The 19039-nt window shown below is 57.8% G+C and carries 15 protein-coding genes; 1 reads left to right on the top strand and 14 read right to left on the bottom strand.

Translation table 11 applies throughout. The features are described 5' to 3' along the window. Positions 1-23: 23 nt before the first annotated feature. From ACA048_RS22725 to ACA048_RS22695, 7 genes are all read right to left on the bottom strand, one after another. The gene (locus ACA048_RS22725) at positions 24-1355 is read right to left on the bottom strand and encodes a DUF58 domain-containing protein (protein WP_497626376.1); all 1332 of its coding nucleotides are present in this window, start codon (positions 1353-1355) and stop codon (positions 24-26) included. Beyond that, positions 1352-2353, bottom strand: a complete 1002-nt coding sequence (locus tag ACA048_RS22720) for an AAA family ATPase (protein ID WP_497626375.1) — start codon at positions 2351-2353, stop codon at positions 1352-1354. The genes ACA048_RS22725 and ACA048_RS22720 overlap by 4 nt, the downstream gene beginning before the upstream one ends. 587 nt (positions 2354-2940) lie before the next feature. Next, positions 2941-4260, bottom strand: coding sequence for an outer membrane protein transport protein (locus ACA048_RS22715; protein WP_497626374.1), 1320 nt, complete (start codon positions 4258-4260; stop codon positions 2941-2943). Positions 4261-4412: 152 nt separating this feature from the next. Continuing rightward, positions 4413-6314, bottom strand: coding sequence for an acyl-CoA synthetase (locus ACA048_RS22710; RefSeq protein ID WP_497626373.1), 1902 nt, complete (start codon positions 6312-6314; stop codon positions 4413-4415). Between the two features lie 2 nt (positions 6315-6316). Next, positions 6317-7273, bottom strand: coding sequence for a fumarylacetoacetate hydrolase family protein (locus ACA048_RS22705; protein ID WP_497626372.1), 957 nt, complete (start codon positions 7271-7273; stop codon positions 6317-6319). Positions 7274-7448: 175 nt separating this feature from the next. After that, entirely contained in the window at positions 7449-8540 is a 1092-nt protein-coding gene (locus ACA048_RS22700) for a VOC family protein (protein WP_497626371.1), read from the bottom strand. A gap of 86 nt (positions 8541-8626) precedes the next feature. Next, positions 8627-9241: a TetR/AcrR family transcriptional regulator gene (locus tag ACA048_RS22695; protein WP_497626370.1), complete on the bottom strand. Its 615-nt coding sequence runs from the start codon at positions 9239-9241 to the stop codon at positions 8627-8629. Positions 9242-9605: 364 nt separating this feature from the next. On the opposite strand from ACA048_RS22695, the gene ACA048_RS22690 reads away from it, so the two are divergent. Next, a complete protein-coding gene (locus tag ACA048_RS22690) occupies positions 9606-10841 on the top strand; it encodes an NADH:flavin oxidoreductase/NADH oxidase family protein (protein ID WP_497626369.1) in 1236 nt (411 codons plus the stop codon). Positions 10842-10862: 21 nt separating this feature from the next. Here the strand turns inward: ACA048_RS22690 and ACA048_RS22685 are convergent, their stop codons facing one another. From ACA048_RS22685 to ACA048_RS22655, 7 genes are all read right to left on the bottom strand, one after another. Continuing rightward, complete coding sequence (locus ACA048_RS22685) at positions 10863-11510, bottom strand: TetR/AcrR family transcriptional regulator (RefSeq protein ID WP_497626368.1); 648 nt, start codon at positions 11508-11510, stop codon at positions 10863-10865. A gap of 2 nt (positions 11511-11512) precedes the next feature. Beyond that, positions 11513-13171, bottom strand: a complete 1659-nt coding sequence (gene mhpA / locus ACA048_RS22680) for a bifunctional 3-(3-hydroxy-phenyl)propionate/3-hydroxycinnamic acid hydroxylase MhpA (protein WP_497626367.1) — start codon at positions 13169-13171, stop codon at positions 11513-11515. 613 nt (positions 13172-13784) lie between these two features. Continuing rightward, positions 13785-13994 carry a hypothetical protein gene (locus ACA048_RS22675; RefSeq protein ID WP_497626366.1) on the bottom strand — a complete coding sequence of 70 codons (210 nt, stop codon included), beginning with the start codon at positions 13992-13994 and terminating at the stop codon, positions 13785-13787. 477 nt (positions 13995-14471) lie between these two features. After that, positions 14472-15635, bottom strand: a complete 1164-nt coding sequence (locus tag ACA048_RS22670) for a DUF4350 domain-containing protein (protein ID WP_497626365.1) — start codon at positions 15633-15635, stop codon at positions 14472-14474. Then, positions 15632-17176 (bottom strand): DUF4129 domain-containing protein, encoded by a 1545-nt coding sequence (locus tag ACA048_RS22665; RefSeq protein ID WP_497626364.1) that lies wholly within the window; start codon positions 17174-17176, stop codon positions 15632-15634. Before ACA048_RS22665 ends, ACA048_RS22670 begins: the two co-directional genes overlap by 4 nt. After that, positions 17163-18140, bottom strand: coding sequence for a stage II sporulation protein M (locus ACA048_RS22660; RefSeq protein WP_497626363.1), 978 nt, complete (start codon positions 18138-18140; stop codon positions 17163-17165). Before ACA048_RS22660 ends, ACA048_RS22665 begins: the two co-directional genes overlap by 14 nt. Further along, positions 18137-18862 carry an RDD family protein gene (locus tag ACA048_RS22655; protein WP_497626362.1) on the bottom strand — a complete coding sequence of 242 codons (726 nt, stop codon included), beginning with the start codon at positions 18860-18862 and terminating at the stop codon, positions 18137-18139. The genes ACA048_RS22660 and ACA048_RS22655 overlap by 4 nt, the downstream gene beginning before the upstream one ends. Positions 18863-19039: the final 177 nt, after the last annotated feature.

Raw genomic sequence — 19039 nt, 5'->3', positions numbered from 1 at the left:
GCCTGTCTAAGCGGTAGATGTCACTAAATACCGCCTGCCCTTTTCCAACTCAAGTACCGAGTGACCAACTCGGCCCCCAATTCTTGGGGCCGAGCATCCACCACCGGCACTCCATGAGCGCTCAACCGCTCATGGAGTTCCGCGCGTTCATTCAAGTAATCCACCGCCCCACAATAGACCAGCGCCTCCGGCAAGGTTTGCACCGGCGCGTGTCGGAGGTTATCGAGCACGCCTTCGCGCAAACTCGCCACCAGCACCCGATGCTGCTTGCTCAGACGTTTCACGGCGGTCAGCAGTTCTTCATCGTCTTCATCGCGCAGGTTGGTGAGCATCACCACCAGCGCCCGGCGTTTTTGGCGGGCCAGCAGTTGAGTGGCAGCCGCCTGGTAATCGGCAGGGCGTTGAGTGCTCTGGAGGTCGTAAACGCTGTTGAGCATTACGTTCAGTTGGCCCGTGCCTTTGACCGGTGCGAGGTAATGCGGTCGGTCGCTGGCGAAGGTGCTCAGGCCCACGGCATCACCCTGGCGCAGGGCGACGTAGCTGAGCAACAGGCAGGCATTGAGTGCATGATCGAAATGCGCGAGTTCGTCATCCTGACTGCGCATGCGCCGACCGCAATCGAGCATAAAAATGATCTGCTGGTCGCGCTCGTCTTGATACTCCCGTGCAATCGGCGTGCGTTGCCGGGCGGTGGCTTTCCAGTCGATCTGGCGCAGGCTGTCGCCTTCACGAAATTCGCGCAGTTGATGAAACTCCAGACCCAACCCGCGACGTTGCCGCTGGCGCACGCCGAGTTGGCTGAGCCAGTTGTCCACCGCCAGCAGCTGACCGCCGTAAAGGCGGGCGAAGTCAGGGTAGACGCGGGTGTTGTCGGCCACGTTCATCAGGCGTTTGTCGGACCATAAACCCAGCGGGCTCGGCAGACTGATTTCACAATATTCAAAACCGAAGTGTCCGCGTTTGAGTGGGCGCAGCCGATAGCCAATCTCACTCTGCTGACCGGGTTGCAGTTCTACCGAGAGCGGGAGGTTTTCGAAGCTCAGGCCATCCGGAACATGATCGAAAATGTCGGCATTGAGAGGTTGAGCAAAGTCATGCTCGACCTCCAGCCGCACTTCGCTCCATCGGCCGAGCGCCAGACTGCCAGGCATCTGCCGTTGCACACGAGGCGAGGGCAGGCGCTTGAGGCGAATGACGTCAAGTATTGCCAATGCCAGCAATGCCAGCAGCAATCCCCAGTTGATCGATAACAGGGTTGATGGAACGTCGATTTCCAGTGCCCGCAGTGTGCCCAGCACAATGCCGATGGCCAGCAGGATCGCGAGCCAGCTCAACAGCAGGCGGGACGGATTCACAATCGTGGCGCCGGAACTTGATCGAGCAGTTGCTTGAGCACCTGATCGACATCCAGACCTTCGATATCGAGCTCCGGCGCGATGCGCACTCGATGGCGCAGCACCGCCAATGCGCAACCTTTGATGTCGTCCGGAATCACAAACTCGCCACCGCGCAACAACGCACGGGCTCGGGCGCAGCGCACCAAAGCGATGGATGCGCGCGGCCCGGCACCGAGGGTCAAGCCCGGCCAGGTGCGGGTGCTGCGCGCCAGCCGAACGGCGTAATCGAGCACCTGATCATCCAACACCAAATCACTGGCAATACGTTGCAAGGCCAGCACGTCCTTGGCCTGCAACACCGTGCGTAGCGGTTGCACGTCGAGCATGTCGGCACGGGTCGAACGACTGACCTGCCGGACCATGTTCAACTCCTGCTCGGCGTCGGGGTAATCCATACGTACCTTGAGCATGAACCGGTCGAGCTCGGCTTCGGGCAGGGGGTACGTGCCTTCCTGTTCGATCGGATTTTGCGTGGCGAGCACCATGAAGGGTTGCACGATGGGCAGGGCACGGCCCTCGAGGGTGACCTGGCGTTCCTGCATGGCTTCGAGCAGCGCGGCCTGGGTTTTCGCCGGGGCGCGGTTGATCTCGTCGGCCAGCAGCAGGTTGGTGAACAGCGGGCCTTTGCGCAGTTTGAATTGCTCGGTGTTCAGGTCGTACACCGCGTGCCCGGTGACGTCGCTGGGCATCAAATCCGGGGTGAACTGGATGCGCGCGAATTCGCCACCGAAGCAGCGGGCGAGGGCGCGTACCAGCAACGTCTTGCCCAGCCCCGGCACGCCTTCGAGCAGCACGTGGCCGCCGGCGATCAGCGCGGTGAGGACGTCGTCGATCACGCTGTTCTGGCCGATCACGGCTTTCTGCAATTCGGTACGCACCGCCTGGGCTAACTGACTGGCGCGCTGGCGTTGCTGGGCGGCGCGAGTCTGTGCGCCGGGCTCGATCTGTTCACTCATGGATTCCGGAGCCTTGCTAACAGTTACATGTGTTTTATCTTCCATAAATCAGTCACTTACCTAATCTAACTTTTTTACGTATTTTTACGCGTGGAACGAGTGTGTGACTGCCAATCTGCCTCATTGCAATCCCATGGCAACCCCTCATTTGAGCGTTCGTCAGAGGTGGAGGTTAGTCTATGACGGTCTGAGGGCACGCGATTTCAGAATCGATTACGTAAACGAAGAAAATCCAGTTTGAGTGGTCGAGCTTTCGTTGGGTAATTGCACTGACTTGACCCTCCAGACTTTGATTTGCGTAATTCGGTGGCGCCGTCCCGAACTCGCGGAGCGCGAGTTCGGGGTCTTCCAAATCGCCACGGATAGCGACGACCTTCAGACAGGCGCAGAGTTAAAGCAGAGACCCTCTTGTGGAGAGTGCACCGACAGCAAGGAGCTTGGTAAAGCGCCTCGATCAGGCATGGCTACTAACGCCGTGGAACGCGTAGCGTCCGCCCGCTGTAAAGAGCCCCCATGACGGGTTCAGTAATGGGCGCTGGAAAAACCAATAAATCCATTCGTAATCGAAATGCTCAGGGTTAGGCCGATTAGTACCGATAGGTTGCCTGCACTGAAATTCCATTCGCACTATTGTCGTAGTTGGCACTGTATTCCGGTTGAAGACCGGAGTTGTTCGACTGTTTTACTGAGACTTTGGAATCCCAGAGGTAACCGTAAGCAAAGTCTATCGTCAGATCGGAGTTCGGCGAATAAGCACCACCCAAGGTCACGGCTTGGCGATTCCCAACCGGAATGCGCACGCTGCGATCGGCATTCCTGATTGGCGAAGGATCATAGGCGTAGCCTGCGCGCAACAGCCATTGTTGGTTCAATTGATAGGATGCGCCCACGGCAGTTGACCAAGTGTCACGCCAGTTCATTTCTTCGGTCACACTTCCCAGGCCAGCCGCCTGGCCAAGGGGGGAAAGACCGCTGTTGACAGCCTCGACCTTCTGGATCCGGCTCCAACGTTTCCAGGTAGTTCCCAGGTAACCTGTCCAGCGACTGTTGAAATGATGGGTGATGGAGGTGTCCACGGATTCGGGCATAGTAAGGTCTATCTTGTTGTCATAGTTTCCGTCCAGCGGGATAACGCTCGGGGAGCCGGAAACCTCAGTATGCCCTTTGAGTTCATAGTCCACCTTCGAGTGATAGTTAATCCCCCAACTGGTAGCCTCAGTAAAGTCAACCAAGATGCCGACGTTGTAGCCAAGTGCGGTGTCATCGCCTTTGATGGTGACCAGTGTGTCCTCGCCGTTGTTAAGGGCGCCGGTGGCCAGGTAATTCTGAAGCTTTGCATTAAAACGGTTTATGGTCGGTCCGCCACCAATGGACACGTAATCATTGATCCGATAGGCAATGGTGGGCTGAAGGGTTATTTCCTTAGTCGTGCTATAGGAGCCATGGTAGCGGCCCTGAAAACTGCTCTCGTAATCATTGATCAGACCACTCGGAGCATAGAGACCCAGGCCAATCGAGAAACGATCATCAAGTGGCGTCGACATATAAGCGAAGGGCACAACCCCCAACGGTACCGAGTTTCCTTTATTCGTTCCCGGGGCACTGCTCTGCGCATCACTGATGTCATCGCTCACCGAGACGACCGCAGCTCCGCCGGAAATCTCAGTACGTTTCAATTTGGTTAAGCCCGCAGGGTTGCCAAAGATGGTGCTTGCGTCCAACGCGGAAGACGATCTTCCCGCATAAGCAGTTCCCGCGCTGCTTGCACTTTGTTCGTTCAAGGCAATGCCATTGGCCCCCGCGCTTGTGGAAGCGCTGAGTATTGCCGCGGCACCTGCCAATTTAATCCAGGAAGATACTTCTCGCACAGCCGAGAGACACGGGGTTGCACGGTTGCTCAGTTTCATTTCCCACCTCGTATTGTTTTTATTGATTGGTGCGCAGGCAAAGCTTCGCCTTCCGGTGCACTTGGCAGTGCCAGTTGGAGTTGATCGAAGTTGTGAAAAAGACCCTGGCGGAGTCCTGCCAGGGCCGGGGTGCCGAACTTACGAAGTCAGGGTCATTTAAGCCACTCCACCTGAAAGCTATAGCGACCTAGAAGGAGGGCCACGGACTCTTGATGTCTCCCGGCCCGGATGCAGGCGACCAATCCACGTTGCTCATGCTGAATCACCTCGACCGCAATGTCCTTCAGACACATGCGATCCACGTCCTGCCGGACTACCCTGGCCACCTCGCGCTGCTGCAAGGCGGGCTTGAAGATCTTGCCAACCGCCGTCAATGGCAGTGCTTCGAGGATTTCGATCCGCTTGGGAATGGCCGCTCGCTCACTGATGTGGCGCTGAGCAAACTTCTCAAGTTCTTCAACGTTGCAGATATGGCCTGGTCGCAGTTGCACGTAGGCGACCGGCACTTCACCCGAATAGGCGTCGGGGCTGCCGATGGCAGCAGCCAAAGCCACCGCTGGATGGGCTTGCAGAGCCTCCTCGATTTGCTTGGGATCGATATTGTGGCCACCGCGGATAATCAGCTCCTTTTTGCGCCCGGTCAGCCAGAAGTAGCCATTTTCATCCTGGCGCCCCAGATCGCCCGTATTCAGCCAGCGCTGACCATTGATCTCGATCCACAGGCCCCGGTTATGGCTTTCCTCAACGTAGCCCTCGAACAGGTTCGGACCCGTGAGGGTGATCAGGCCAATTTCGTCGATGTCGGCGTCGCGCAAATACTCTCCAGCGTCATCGAGCATGACTGCGCGCATGTCCTGGTAGGCAATCCGTATACCGATGGAGCCGATGTAGCGCTCGCCATGGGGCGGATTAATTGAGGAGACGCACGCGCCTTCCGTGAGGCCGTAGCCTTCGAGGATCTTCACTCCGGTCCGGCATTCGAATTCCCGGAAGAGCTCAACCGGCATCGGTGCGGCGCCACACATGGCATAACGAAGGCTGGAGAGGTCGCGACCCTCCAGTTCATTTTGCAAAAGCGCGGAATAGACGGTTGGAACGCCAGAGAATAGGTTGATACCGAAGTGTTCAACCATCTCCCAGAAACGTGGGATAACACCCTCACCGCGATAGCCCTGCGGCGTGCCGAGGATGACATGATCACCTTGGGTCCAAGGCATTAAGCCAGTCACCAGCTGAGCGTTTACATGAAACAGCGGCAACCCACAGAAAATGACCTGGCCACCACAACGTGGCTGCAAGTGTGCGGTCACGGCCCACGCGTTGAATACCTCAGCCCCATGAGTACGCATCGCAATCTTGGGCAGCCCGGTGGTGCCACCGGTGCAGAAGTAAGAGGAACGCTCCTCAGGGCGGAATTGCCGCTCGCTCTTCAGGTGCGTGCCTGGCTGAGCATCCATCAACGTTCGTAATTCGTGAATCGTGGCCCCCCTGTGCAACTCACGTTCCTTCTCTGCCAGGGATTCAAGGGATTCACGCTGAGCTATATCAACATAGGGTCCCATGCCAACCCAAACGACGTGCTTGATCTCGGGAAGTTGATCCAGCTGCGAGGCCAGCTTAGGCCACAGGTCACTGCCCGGCGTCGGTGCGAGCGTTACCACCACACTGGCCTTGGCGGCCCGTAGCAAGGCAGCCATCTGTTTGGCCTCTTGCAGCGGATTGATCGCCATGACGACACCCGCCGCTTCCCCCCCCCAAATGGTGAAGTGGGTTTCCGGCAGGTTGGGCAGGATGAAAGCCAGCACTTCACCCGGGCTAATGCCCAGGTCGTGGAAGGCATTCGCCGCGCGAGTGATATCTTCGACGAGATCGGCATAGCTCCAGTGGTGGGTGTTCCTGAAGCAGGTAGCGTCGGCGAAGAAACTCAGTGCAGGCGCGTTGGGGCTAAGCTCGGCTGCCCGTGTCAGCGCTTCATAGGTGCTGGAAGCCAAGCCACGCTCGGCCAAAGGGACCTGCTCGATATTTTCAATGTCTTTCAGAGATCGCACCATCATCGTCAGGCTTCCTCTACGACTCGGTTACGTTGCACGCCCAAGTCGATCACGCCATCCGCGCTACGAATGCGCGCTTCGACTATGTCCCCGGGCTTGAGGTACTGAGACCGACCCTCTTGCGCTTTGAGGAAAAGCTTCCACTTGGTGGCTTCTGGCATCAGGGCCGCAATGCGCTGTTTGGCAGGCGAAGGGATGGTTAGCGCGCATCCCGCAGGAGTACCAGTGGCGATCAGGTCGCCCGGGGCGAGATCTTGGACGGAGGAGAGTTCGGTCAGTGTTTCAGCGGGGCCATACACCAGATTGGCCGTGCTGTCGCTTTGTCGCACTTCGCCATTGACCGTCAGGCGCAACTGCAATGCTTTCAGGTAATGCATGTCCTGGGCATCCAGCAGGCATAGGTAGGGGCCAACCGGACCAAAAGTGCGGAAACTCTTGCCCTTGTAGAACTGCATCTGCGGGATCTGAATGTCGCGTGCCGAGTAGTCGTTGACAATGACCACACCGGCAATGAATTCGTGCAGGTTGGCATCGTTGACGGTCACTGCGCCGCTGATCGCGCGTTTCATGACGAGCCCCAGTTCGATCTCATAATCAAGGAAACGTACTGCGCGCGGCTTGATCAGGACGCTGTCAGCGGCCACCAGGCAACTGGTCGCCTTGGTGAACATCATGTTGTATTTCTTCGCATCCGGGTCCATGCCCGACTCGATCATATGCTGACGGTAGTTGGCCCCTTGGCAGACGAACTGTTGATTGCGGGTCACCGGCGACAGCAGTTTCACTTTGTGCGCATCCAACTGAGTACCTATCAGTTGAGCCAGGTCATCAATACGGTTCTGGCTGATGAAGTCACCCGTGGTCTCAAAAGTACCTGGGACAATCGTGATACGGTCTTGGCGTAACACGCCCCAGTGGATACCGTTCTCAAACTCAAAGCGGACTACGTGTACAGCAGACATTGAAGGTACTCCTGGAGCAGCGTTTGTCCCGCGCTCGATGGCGCGAGAACTGTGGTGTTGTTCTGAAGGTGGGCTGGCGACGCTGTAGATCAACGAGCCGCCGGTGATCAAGGCACAGGTTTTGAGCACGTCTCGCCGGCTATACCGTGTAGTGATGCCCGACATGGCGGCCGCTCTACCCGAACATCCGCATCAGCGTGATCAACTTGCGAATCGTTAAGTCCGGGCTGCGTCGCAGGTTGCGGATCAGCGCTCGTACATTGCTGAAGCTCATGTTGGGTTTTGTAAAACTCTTGGGCATGCACTGCCCCCACTGCGCCATTGCTTCGGGACTCACGGGATGGATGCCCGTAGGTTGTATGGCGGTAAAAATATCCCCGTCGCAGTAGTGCTCGTGCTTATCACCCCAAGGGTCTTGCCAGTAATCGAAGATCTGACTGCCCAGGATGTGCCGGCCGATTCCCCACGCGTGCTCCCAACCCCGCTCTCGCAGGACCCGTTGCCCCATGCCCACCGCGTCTGCATCGACGACCTCATAGGCGCTATGGCTGTAGGTCGCCATGAACCCCTGCGCGATCGCGAGCGTATGGTGATCTGCCGGCTTGTCACCGAGATCAAGGCGCAAGAAAGCGACGATGGGGGTGCCGTCGGGGAGTACCTGTACATCGCTGGGAATGAACCCGAAGTGCTGGGTGTACCAGGCACAGGTCGCCTGATAGTCGGCCACTTCAATGACGATGTGACCCAGTTTGAGCACTTCAGGCGGTGCAATCGGCGGGCGCTGTGTGGCGTTGATTCGCGGCTGCTCTTGCGCCAGATTCCAAGGAAGTGGAGCCCTGTGTTCCAGGCTTTTACTGGGCGTCTGGTCGTAAACCGCTTCGACGATAAAGCCTGAAGGGTCGGTCAGTCTGACGTAGTGCCCGCCGCCAGGATGTATCGAGGCCTCGACCGAGGATGCACCTGGAATTTGCGTCAGCTTTTTCAGATCCCTGAGCGATTGGACTGCCAGGCCGAAACCGACAAAGCCTGCCTTTTCTGAGCGGTGCACGCGATAACAGTAGGCAGTTGGCTCAGTGCCGCGCAGATACAGCGTATCGGCATTCTGATGACTGGCGGTCAGGCCGAAATCGATCAGGAAACGCGCCGCCTCATTCAAGTCCGGCCTTTGAAAAATCAGGTGAGTCAAACCTTGGGCCTTCACCGTCGGTTGCGGATGTCGGGCAGGCTGTGGCGTCTCCAACTGAGGCATTTCATTTTTGTTGTTCATTGTTCTTGTTATCCAGTTTTTAGGGCAAAGCGATCCCTGAACCCCTGAAAACGCCAGGGGTTTTGTTGTTGTGTCGGTTACCGCGCTTAGTCGATCGGGGGAAGCACCGGCAACTCTACGGTCGCCAGCGCTCTAGCCTCCTCGAGAGGCACACCCAAGGCCCGCAGCACGAGTTCGGCTGTATCAGTTCCCGACTCGCGCCACGTTCTGTGCCCTTCCAGAACCAGGAAAATAGATCCGAGGACGCTGCTCGATATCAGCGTCATGACCGAGAGCAACTGCTCTTGCTGAAACACGTAGCGACCACTGGAAAGACCACTCAGAAGATCCGTAGTCGCTTGGCTGCTAAACATTTCACGCAACGAAGCGTTGCTCATGGCGAACTTATGGATGAACGCCCCCCAGTGGGAATCTTCGTGAGCTCGACGGATGAAGAACCGGATGCCGTTGGCCAGGCGCTGAGCGGGATCGGAGAGGGAGTTGAAGCTCTTGTTGACCCGTTCATGCATCTCTCTCGCGAGATGGCTGGCGACCGCCTCGAACAGGCCTTCCATGCTCTCGATGTTGCTATAAACCGTGCCGCGCGCCACCCCTGCCTCTTGCGCAAGGTCGAGGATGTTCACTTGCGAGGTGCCTTTTTCCGCGAACAGGCGAAAAGCGGCTTGGTGAATGCGGCGCTGTGTTGGATTCAGGAGTTCCACGGGTCTCTCTCCAGGATTGCCTTATGGGTCAATTGAACACGCGTGTTCGATTGGCGTCAATCCAGTTTTTTCAACGCACAGCTATTTTTTCGAATAAAAACCGCGTATGCCCTTTATTTATCGTATTTGGCAAAAGGTTCGCGAGGCCGTCCGACACGTTTCCGATACCTGTGTATTGACTCAATTGAACATGCGTGTTCAGCTTTGCGTGAGCGGGTGCCGTTGCTGAATGCCTCATTCAAAGCCGTCTATCGGGGTATTCCCTAGCCCCAGGTAGACCGACGTAGCCCGAGGATGACGTTTCGCCAGAAGCGTTGCCCTTTGAATGAAGACCGCCCATTTATCGTTAACTGAAGGATACAACATGACCGGCTCCAAGCTCTTTGAACCGCTTCGATTGCCCAATGGTGTAGTGATTCCCAATCGAATCGCCAAGGCAGCCATGGAGGAAAACCTTGCCGATGAGAATCACGCTCCGGGGGAAGCGTTGGCCAGGCTTTATCGGGGTTGGGCGGAAGGTGGGGCGGGTCTGATCATCACGGGCAACGTCATGGTTGATCGCCACGCCTTGACCGGACCCGCGGGTGTGGTACTTGAGGATGATCGGAACCTGCGGAATTTCCGGTTATGGGCCGAAGCTTGCCGCAGTCGCGGGGCCCAAGCCTGGATGCAGATCAATCATCCCGGAAGACAGCTACTGGCCTCAATGGGGCAGCCGGCAAGAGGCCCCTCCGCCATTGCGGTCGATATCCCCGGACTTTCAAAAGCTTTCGTGCCGCCCAGGGCTTTGGATGAGCAGGAGATCGAGGAACTGATTGAGCGTTATACCCAAGCGGCGGTGCTGGCAGAGCGCGCCGGATTTACGGGTGTGGAGATTCATGCGGCGCATGGCTATCTGTTCAGCCAATTCCTGTCGCCCTTGACCAACCGGCGTGACGACCGCTGGGGCGGCAGCCTGGAAAATCGTGCGCAAATTCTCCTGCAAACCATCGACGCCATACGTCAGCGCGTGGCACCGATCTTTTGTGTCGCGGTGAAGCTCAATTCCGCGGACTTTCAGCGCGGCGGATTCGATGCCGAGGATGCGGCTCGTGTGGTGGAAATGCTTAACGCCAAGGCGGTCGACCTGGTCGAGTTGTCGGGTGGCAGCTACGAAAGCCCGGCAATGCAGGGACAGACTCGCGATGGCAGCAGTTTGGCCCGAGAGGCCTATTTTCTCGAATTCGCGGAAAGGATAGGAAAAATCGCAGACATGCCGCTGATGGTCACGGGTGGAGTGCGCAGAAAGGAAGTCGCGGAGCGAGTGGTGAGCGGCTCGGTGTCGATGGTCGGGCTTGCCACGGCGTTGGCCATTGAGCCGACCTTGCCCAGCCAGTGGATGGCAGGTCAGGACACCGAAGTGGAGCCCATCGTCGTCCGCTGGAAGAACAAGGCGCTGGCGTCGCTTGCAGTGGCGTCGTTGATCAAAAAGCAGCTTGGCTTGCTTAGCCAAGGGAAGCGAACTCGACCTGGGATGTCACCGTTCCTGGCATTGATCAGCAACCAGCTGAAATCTCGACGCCAGGCGAAGCGTTATCGGCAATGGATTAATAACGCCTGACCGATCAAGAAAGACATCAGATCAGGCGGGTAGTGGCTTTACGGCGATTCTTCGGGCTTTGGCAGGCGTTACGCCCAGGGCCTGGAGAATCATTTCGGCGACCCGCACATCGTGCTCAATCACTGCACGTCCCTCGACAACTGAGCGCATCGCTCCGGTTGTGCACGATAAGACTAAGTCCAGGGCGATCCCCTCGTCCTCAAAAGCAAAAGTCCCCGCACGCAGCCCCTCACGCAGATCGCCCATTACATGAGTTGCCAATCGCGAGCGCATGGCCTGGTCGAAATGGATGATGCGCAGCAACGCATTCGCCCATTGGTGGTCAGCGGCGGCCCGACAAACAAACATGCGTACGCCAATCGAAAGCCGCTGTGCTCCGCACTGCACGTCCGCGTTCAAGGCGGAAATGGCGTCAGAGAACTCGGCGGCCATGGCAATGCCCACCGCTTCGAGTACTTCGTCGCGCGTTCGGAAATAGTTGTAGATGGTGCCGTTAGATACGGCCGCCTCGGCGGCGACTTCAAATAATCCGATATCCCCCACCTCCTTACGTGCGACAAGTCGCAATGCCGCGTCCACCAGGCCGCGACGGGTGCGCTCACGCTTCTTGTGCCCCCTGGTGAGAGGTTCTGGCGCAGCAGCTTCTAAAGGAGGTGTGGGGGAATCCATGATCAAGCTCGTAATCTAATCGGCTCGTTGATAGTAATGGAAACGCCGTCAGGAGTGGCGTCATCACTCATCAGCAGACCCCGACAGTCTCGAAGGAGTTTGCTGGCCTCTGTGCCAGGGGCGTGGTGCATGATGATACGGTCAGGACGAACGGCGACAAGCGTTCCTTTAGCAGCAAGTGGCAAGATCTCATGGTTCATGTCTTCGATGAAGTCACAGCTGCCGCCGGAGCGTTGGCCGCGGGGTCTGACCTCTAAGAAGTGACCGCCCATCTTTTCCCAGGAAACGATCTGATCAGTGGTGAGCAGTGACAATGGGTCAACACCGAATCCAACCAAGGTCAGGTTGTCTCCCAGTGTATCGTCGCTCAGCTTGATCTGCTTTTGCAGGGTGCGAATCCAAGCTTGGGGAAACAGGCTGCCACGTACCAGCTTGTCACCTCGACGATGCTGCACGAACAGACCGTCCTTAAAGGTGTTCTTCGGCTTGATATCCAACTGCTCGAAGTACCTTCTGGTAGCGGGAGTCAACGCCAGCATACGCATCAGGCCGTGGATGAAGAAAGCCGCGATTTTGTTCTTGGGCATTACCAGACGGCCCATGAGTTTTGCCAGATTGATCATCGCCTGAGCATGCGGGCGGCGCTCTACGTCATAGCTATCGAGTATTGCAGGAGCGGCGTGGCCACGAAGGACCCAGGCCAGCTTCCAGGCAAGGTTGGCGCCATCACGAAGGCCCGCTACGAGACCTTGCCCGACAAAGGGGGGGGTGATGTGTGCGGCGTCGCCGACAAGGAAAGTACGTCCCTTGCTGAATCGGTTGCAGCAACGCGCGTGGAATCGATACACCGCCTTGCGCTCGATTTCCAGCTCCTGCGGATTGATCCATGGCGCAATGAGCCGGGCGATGCTTTCCGGGCTTTCCAGCTCCTCCCGGGATTCGCCGGGATGTAGCATGAACTCCCAGCGCTCCCTTCCACCGGGAGCGGGCATGTGCGGTGTTGGCCGCCGCGGATCACAGATAAACTCAATGTGATCAATGGCCGACTGATGCCGGTTCTTGGCGTCGACAATCAGCCAATCCTCTGCATAGGTTTGCCCTTCGAACTCCTGGCCGATCAGCCCCCTGACCTTGGAACTGGCGCCGTCCGCACCGATCAGGTACTGGGCGCGAACAGAATGTGATTGCCCATTTTGATCCCGTAAGGTGGCGACCACGCACTCCGCTTCCTCGACCAGACTCTCCAGCTCGAAACCACCCAGGCTGGTCACTGATTTCAGTCGGGAAACCTGCCCACGCATCGCGCGTTCCAGATCGGGTTGATAGAAGGTCACAAGCTTGGGATGGCCGTCGATGCATCCTTCGGTATTGGCGCGACCAAATTGGCCGAGGATTGGAGAGTGCATCTTCACTTCAGGGATCACGATCTTCTCGAAAGCGTCCTCTGACAATCCGGCCAATTGGAGGATACGCAGGGCCTCGTTGTCCAGGGCAATGGCACGAGGCATCAGTACGATGTCGTGGAGCTTGTCCACCACCAGGGTCGTAACCCCGTAGCGGCCGAGCAGCGCCGCGATTGTCGCACCTACCGGACCGTTACCGACGACCAGCACATCGACAGCGTAGGGAGGCAATTCGGAATCTTTCTTGTTGTTGTTCATCTCGAGCCCTTGTTGTGATTGAAGTCGTGAGGCGCACAGCACTCATCGTCAGGCAGGGTCAAGGTATGCAAAATTGAGACAAATATCAATATTGAAGTTTTTGTCACTATTTTTGAAATCGTTGCTAAGCAATAATGGGGGACGTACCGAAGTGTCAGGGGGCTTGCGAATGGCGGCCGGTCCGAAGCGATGAACGCTGCCGGCGCGAGGAGTGAAGTACCCATTCAGGCGCGCTTAAGCCAGCGTGCCCTCCTTGATTTTGACGGGAAATGAGTGGGTTCTATCTGTGCTGACAGCCTGCTTTGGGTCCAGGCTGTGTGAAAACACATGCACCGTTTTAAAGTCTGCGTTGCTAGGTAAAATCTGCTGGCGTTTGTCTGGTAAGCAAAACTGAAATTTGCGTAGGAACGCGATTTCTGTTGCGTGCCCACCTGCCAAACTCGCTCAAAAACGTTTTCACACAGCTTGGGCCGATAGCTGACCTCTACGACAGGTAGCGTTCACCCTATAGGCGAAGATATCTCGAACGAACTGCAACAAACCTAATGTCCGAACGGTTGGATTGTTGGGCTCGACGGCAATTGGAATGGCGACAACTCGAAAGACGTGATGATCACTCTCCCCGAGTTCTGCTCTGAAATGGATTGCTGCTCTTGGTGATCGTTTCAGACCGGAGTTTTCCAATGGTAACGAAGTAGGCGAAATCTTCGTCGCCAGCACGGGCTGTTTCGTGCACCACGGTAACTGTGTTGCAGTTGCTCTTTTTGACACGAGGCTTCGGATTGCCAGGTTGAATCGGGCGCGCATTGTCAAAATTCTTCATTCGTCTTATCCAATGCTCAGAAAACTTAAGGCTACGTCCCGTCGTCCTGCCGACAAGGAAACATCAGTACGCTAAATGTTGCTGAAGAGCCTGGCTGCGCCTCAGGGAAGTAGTAATGCCGGCCGTCAATGAGGGTATACCGCAACGAAGTCCCATCTTGACTTCGAGCTACTTCCAGTCGTCTTTCCATGCGCCAGTCGCCGGTGCCGTTGAGCCACCCTGGTGACACCAACTGTACCGACGCAACTCTCCATCGAGTCCAATAGTAAAATGGGGAACCCTGAATAGGGTTGCCCAGCGATCACCAAATCCGCAGTAGCCCACACAAGCTCCATCTGCCGCCCTCTGTATTAATCAGAAACTCAAATCACTTTGTCTGCTCTGACCAGTTAGGGCATTAGATCGACCCTAAAGCGCATGAGCTTCTAAGTGTCTGTTTCTAATATCACGGCTATTTAACCTTTTCCAAGCCCCTGATCATAAGGCGTTCCTCAAGGTTTGCAGGTGGGCGACCAGACGGCTGAAGTGAGCGCTGGACAGCCGCTGCTTCGGTCGCGGGCTCATGGCCTGGCTGATAGCGCGTGTGGGTTGGCCGGTCAGGCGTGCGAGCACCAGCCATTGCTCGGCAACGCCGAGTTGTTCAAAACCGGGATGACGACGTCGCACGCGGCGCAGGATGTCTTGTTGCAAGGCTTGCAGCAGGTGATGCTGACCGTTGCGGCGCAACATGAAATCGGCGCTGGCGCGCAGGTGCTCCTGTAATTGACGGCGGCCTTTCGCAGCGGGCTCCAACAACGGGCCCTGGCGCACCCCCGCATGCCAGAAGCCGAGTCCGATCAGCGCAATCAGGGCCACCAGAGCCTGCGGGAAATAACGCCACAGCAAGGTCAGCAAGCTGTCGTGGCCGGTGTTGAACAGCAGCGTCACGCTCGTGTTCGCTGTCAGATACCAGAGCAGCCAGGCATTGTCGTACTGGTCGATGGCCGGGGTTTTCCACAGGTCGGCATCGGTGACCACGGTGATCGAACCGAGCCCGTGATTGAGCTGCATCATGTGCGTGGCCTTGCCGCTGTTGGCCCAGGCTTGCGCGAGGTTTTTTGGATCGTCGAGATGGAATGCCGTGTCGAAATTCGCGTAGGCCGGTGCTACTTCATCTTCCAGATACAGCTTGGTCAGTTTGGGATAGCGATCGTCGAGGATGTCGGGCGGCGGCTCCTTGAGGTCTTTGCTCAGCGACTGGTGCAACTGCACCCGGTCGAGCAGCAGGTCGTTACTCTGACCGGTCTTTTCATCCCAAAGGGATTGGGCAACAAATAAAATACGCCCGCCGGCCCGGGTCCAGTTCAAGACCTGATCAATCTGACGCGGGGTCATGTTGTAGCGATCCCCGAGTAGCAACAGGCTGTGCTCATGGGGATCGAGGGTGGGTAGTACGTCAAGACCATTGGCATGGCTGACGGTCAGGCCCTGCTTGCGCAAAAAATGTTCAGCGGCGAGGTAGGGATTGGCCAGCGCTTCAGGCGATGGGCCGTGATCGATTTCTGCCTGATAGGGCGTGGCTTTCAGGTACAGATAAATACTCAGCGCACCGACCAGTACAGCGATGAGCACGCCGACCGACCACCCTGAACGCCGGTTCAACGGGCAGCCTGCGGGCCGAACAATGTTCGCCAGCCGTCACAGAGTTCTTGTTGCAGGTACTCGGGTGGCAGGCGATGACCGTAGGCCATGTTTTGCCAGTGACCGGTCAGGGTTTTGCTAAAAGCCAGCAACGCCGGTTGCTGCAATTGTTCGACGCGCTGGAGTACTTCGCCTTCGGTATCGGAGGGTTTCAACACCATGTGGTGGTCGTGCAGCAAGTGGCTGAGCAGGGCGCGATAGAGTAAGCCGAGGGCTGCGCGCGGGTTGGTTTTCCAGAGACTTTCAGCGCTGGCGGCAATGTCGGCGGGCAGGGTTTCGCGGTTAAGATCCAGGCCAAAAGCCTGCTGCGGTAACGGCTGAGCGACTTTACTTGTCAGCGCGAGTCGACGGCTGACGAACGCCTGCAACCAGTCACGGTAACGCCAGATCAATAAGCCCAAACCGCCGATCACCGCGCCCCACAGCAGCAGTTCAATCAGGCTGGCGAGGACGCCGAAACGCTGGCTGTCGAGTAGCGCCAACAACGCCTTCAGCCATTCGGGTGTTTTGCCGTCATCCGGGCTTTTGCTCTCGGGTTTGTCTTCGTCAAACTGATAGCGGGTGACCGTTTCCTTATTCTTGAACGGTGGTTTGTCGAGGAGGGCTTTGATGCTGACTTTTGAAGCCTGGCTGGTCAGCGGTTGATTGAGCAGACGAGGACTGTCCGGGGTGATGATCGGCTCGCTGGCCCAGGCGTGTTGCGCGCCAGGCACCAACAGGATTGCCGCCAGCAGCAGGGTGAGGGCGGTTGTATTGAGACGTTGGCGTAATCGGCGAAACACCAATTCAATATCCCAGGCCTCCAGCACCGTGCGCCGGTTCAAATAAAGGCTGAAACCGCAGGCGACATAGACCGGCTCCCAGACAATCAGCACCAGCACGTAAAAAGCATTGGTCAGGTGTTCCAGCCAGCGCCAGTCCTGCACGGCGGCGGTAATCAAGGTCTGCCAGCTCCAGTCGAGTTCTACTTGTTGCGGCAGGAACAGGTAGAACAACACCATCAAACCAATCCACAGCGCGCTCTCCAGATGCACGCCAATGATCGTCAGCCATTGCGCCGCGCCGGCGTGGCGCTGCAGCAGTACCTGCAATCGCTGTTGTCGCGCCTCGCCACTCAGGCCTTCAAGTTGCACCACCGGCATCACAAAACTGCGGCTCAGGCTCAGGCGGCGCCAGGTCAGGCTGGCCAGCAGTTGTGGCTTGAGCAGGCGCGGCCATTCGCGCAACGCCTGTTTCAACGTCGGTGTTTCGCCGAACAGGCTTTTCGACAGGATGAACAACGGCAAGCGCTCGAACGCCGGTTTGAGCCACCAGAAGATAAACACGGCCAGGGACGGCGAATCCCAGAAAATCGCACTGAGCAAGACGAAGATCGGCAAGGTCACGATGGCCCAACTGGTCATCAACAGGCGTCGATGGCGCTGGCTCAGCAGCACGCCCAGGTCCATGGCTTCCCAGGTGGTACGCGGGCGGATCACGACCGTGGCATCACTCAGGCGCATGGCGAGCCCGTCCGGCAAACAGCAGATAGGTTGCGACCAACGCCCAGAGCGCAGCGCCGACCAGATATTTGGTCATCGGCGCCGGAGCGGTCATCGACGACCAGTAAGCTTCGATAAACGCCGCAATCAACAGGAACAACATGACGCCGCAGATCAGCGACACACTCTTGCCCGCAGACAGTCGCAATGCTTCGGCGCGCGGCAGGCGTCCCGGTGCAATCAGCGCCCAACCCAGTTGCAGGCCGGCGGCACCGGCCAGGGCGATGGCCGTCAGTTCAAAAGCGCCGTGCCCGATCACGAATGACCAGAATGTTTGCCCGTAGCCGACGTGCGTCAGGTGCCCGGCCACTGCGCCAATCATCAAACCGTTGAACAGCAGGAAAAACGCGCTGCCCAGACCCAGCAGCAAACCACTGGCGAAGGTCTGAAAGGCGATACCGATGTTGTGCATGATGTAGTAACCGAACATCACCCAGTCTTCACTGGCGGCGCGTTCCGTTGTGCGCCCCAAATGGCCGGCGACCGGGTCGTACATGCTCTGCAATTCGCTGACCTGCTCGGCCGGAATCAGGTTGTAGACCAGGTCCGGGAACAGGTATACCAACAGCGCGAAGCCGATCAGGCTGCCAAAAAACATCAGGCCGGCAGCGAGCACAAAGCGCCATTGTTCGCGCACCAATCGCGGAAAACCGGCCAGGATAAAGTCCGCCACGTTGGCGCCCAGTCGAATGCGATGCCGATACAGCTGTTGATGCCCGCGCAGCGCGAGCTGCTGCAATGAGTCGATCAGAAAACTGCTGTAGCCACGCTCCTGAGTCAATGCCAAATGCTGGCAAAGGCGACGATAGTCCTTGGGGAAACTGCCGGTCCGGGACGTGGCCTTGCCGTGCTCCAGTTGACCCAGCATCAGGGAAAACTGTTCCCACTCGGCCTTGTGGCGCTGTTCGAAAAGACTTTGCTTCATGCCGGACCCAACAAACCGCGGGCGATGCCGTTGAGTTCTGCCACGGCTCGCGGCGCGGAGACTTGCAACGGTTGAGCGAGAATCGAGGCGAGCTCAAGGGTGCGCGCCTCGGAGAGTTCACGCTGGCGTTCGGCAAAACCGAGGATGGCGCGTTGTTCGGAGAGTGTCAGGGCAAAAACCGGGCGCACAAGCTGGGCTTCGGGCAGTTGCGGTCGGGTGAGCGGTTGTTCGCGGTAGATCACCAGCGTGCCGGCAGCGAGGTCGCCGAGGCGTTTGAAGGTGGAATGTTGCAGGCAGCTGATGGCACCGAGGAAGTAGCCGAAGGGCAGCATGTCGACAAATCTAAGCAGGTTGCGCAGCAGCGAAGCGGACCAACCGACCGGCGTGCCGTCGTCCTGCACCACGCGCAAGCCCATCCACTGTTTGCCGGGTGAGCGGCCCTGATTGAGCACTTCAAACAGGACCATGTACCACCAGCTCACCCCGAACAGCAGGAGCGAGCCCAGCCCGGCGCCAAGCTTTCCGAGAAACGCCAGCACGATAAACAGCAGGCCGAGGACCAGTCCGCGCAACCCGAGGTCGATGGCGAAGGCCAGCGCACGCACCATCAACCCGGCGGGACGCAGTGGCAAGTCGATGCCTTCGGGCGTTTCGACTTGATACCGCGTGTCCAGTGGCGGGTACAGCGTCGCTTTCCCTGGCAGTGCTGTGGTCTCGAGCATGGGCAACCTGTGTGGCCTGTTCGGGATTCGATGTCTGTTCGATGCTAGCAGCCTCTCGGGGGAAAACGACATAACTATGTATTGCTCGGTGAGTGGCCAGAGGTGATTGAATGACAAGTTACTGGCCGGGGCGGGATGTGAGCGCCTAGACTTCGTCGATCTTCAGTTCAGGAACAG

Source organism: Pseudomonas sp. LBUM1659, assembly GCF_059716045.1.
Note: the sequence above shows the minus strand (reverse complement) of the source record. Positions and strands in the feature narration are given on the sequence as shown.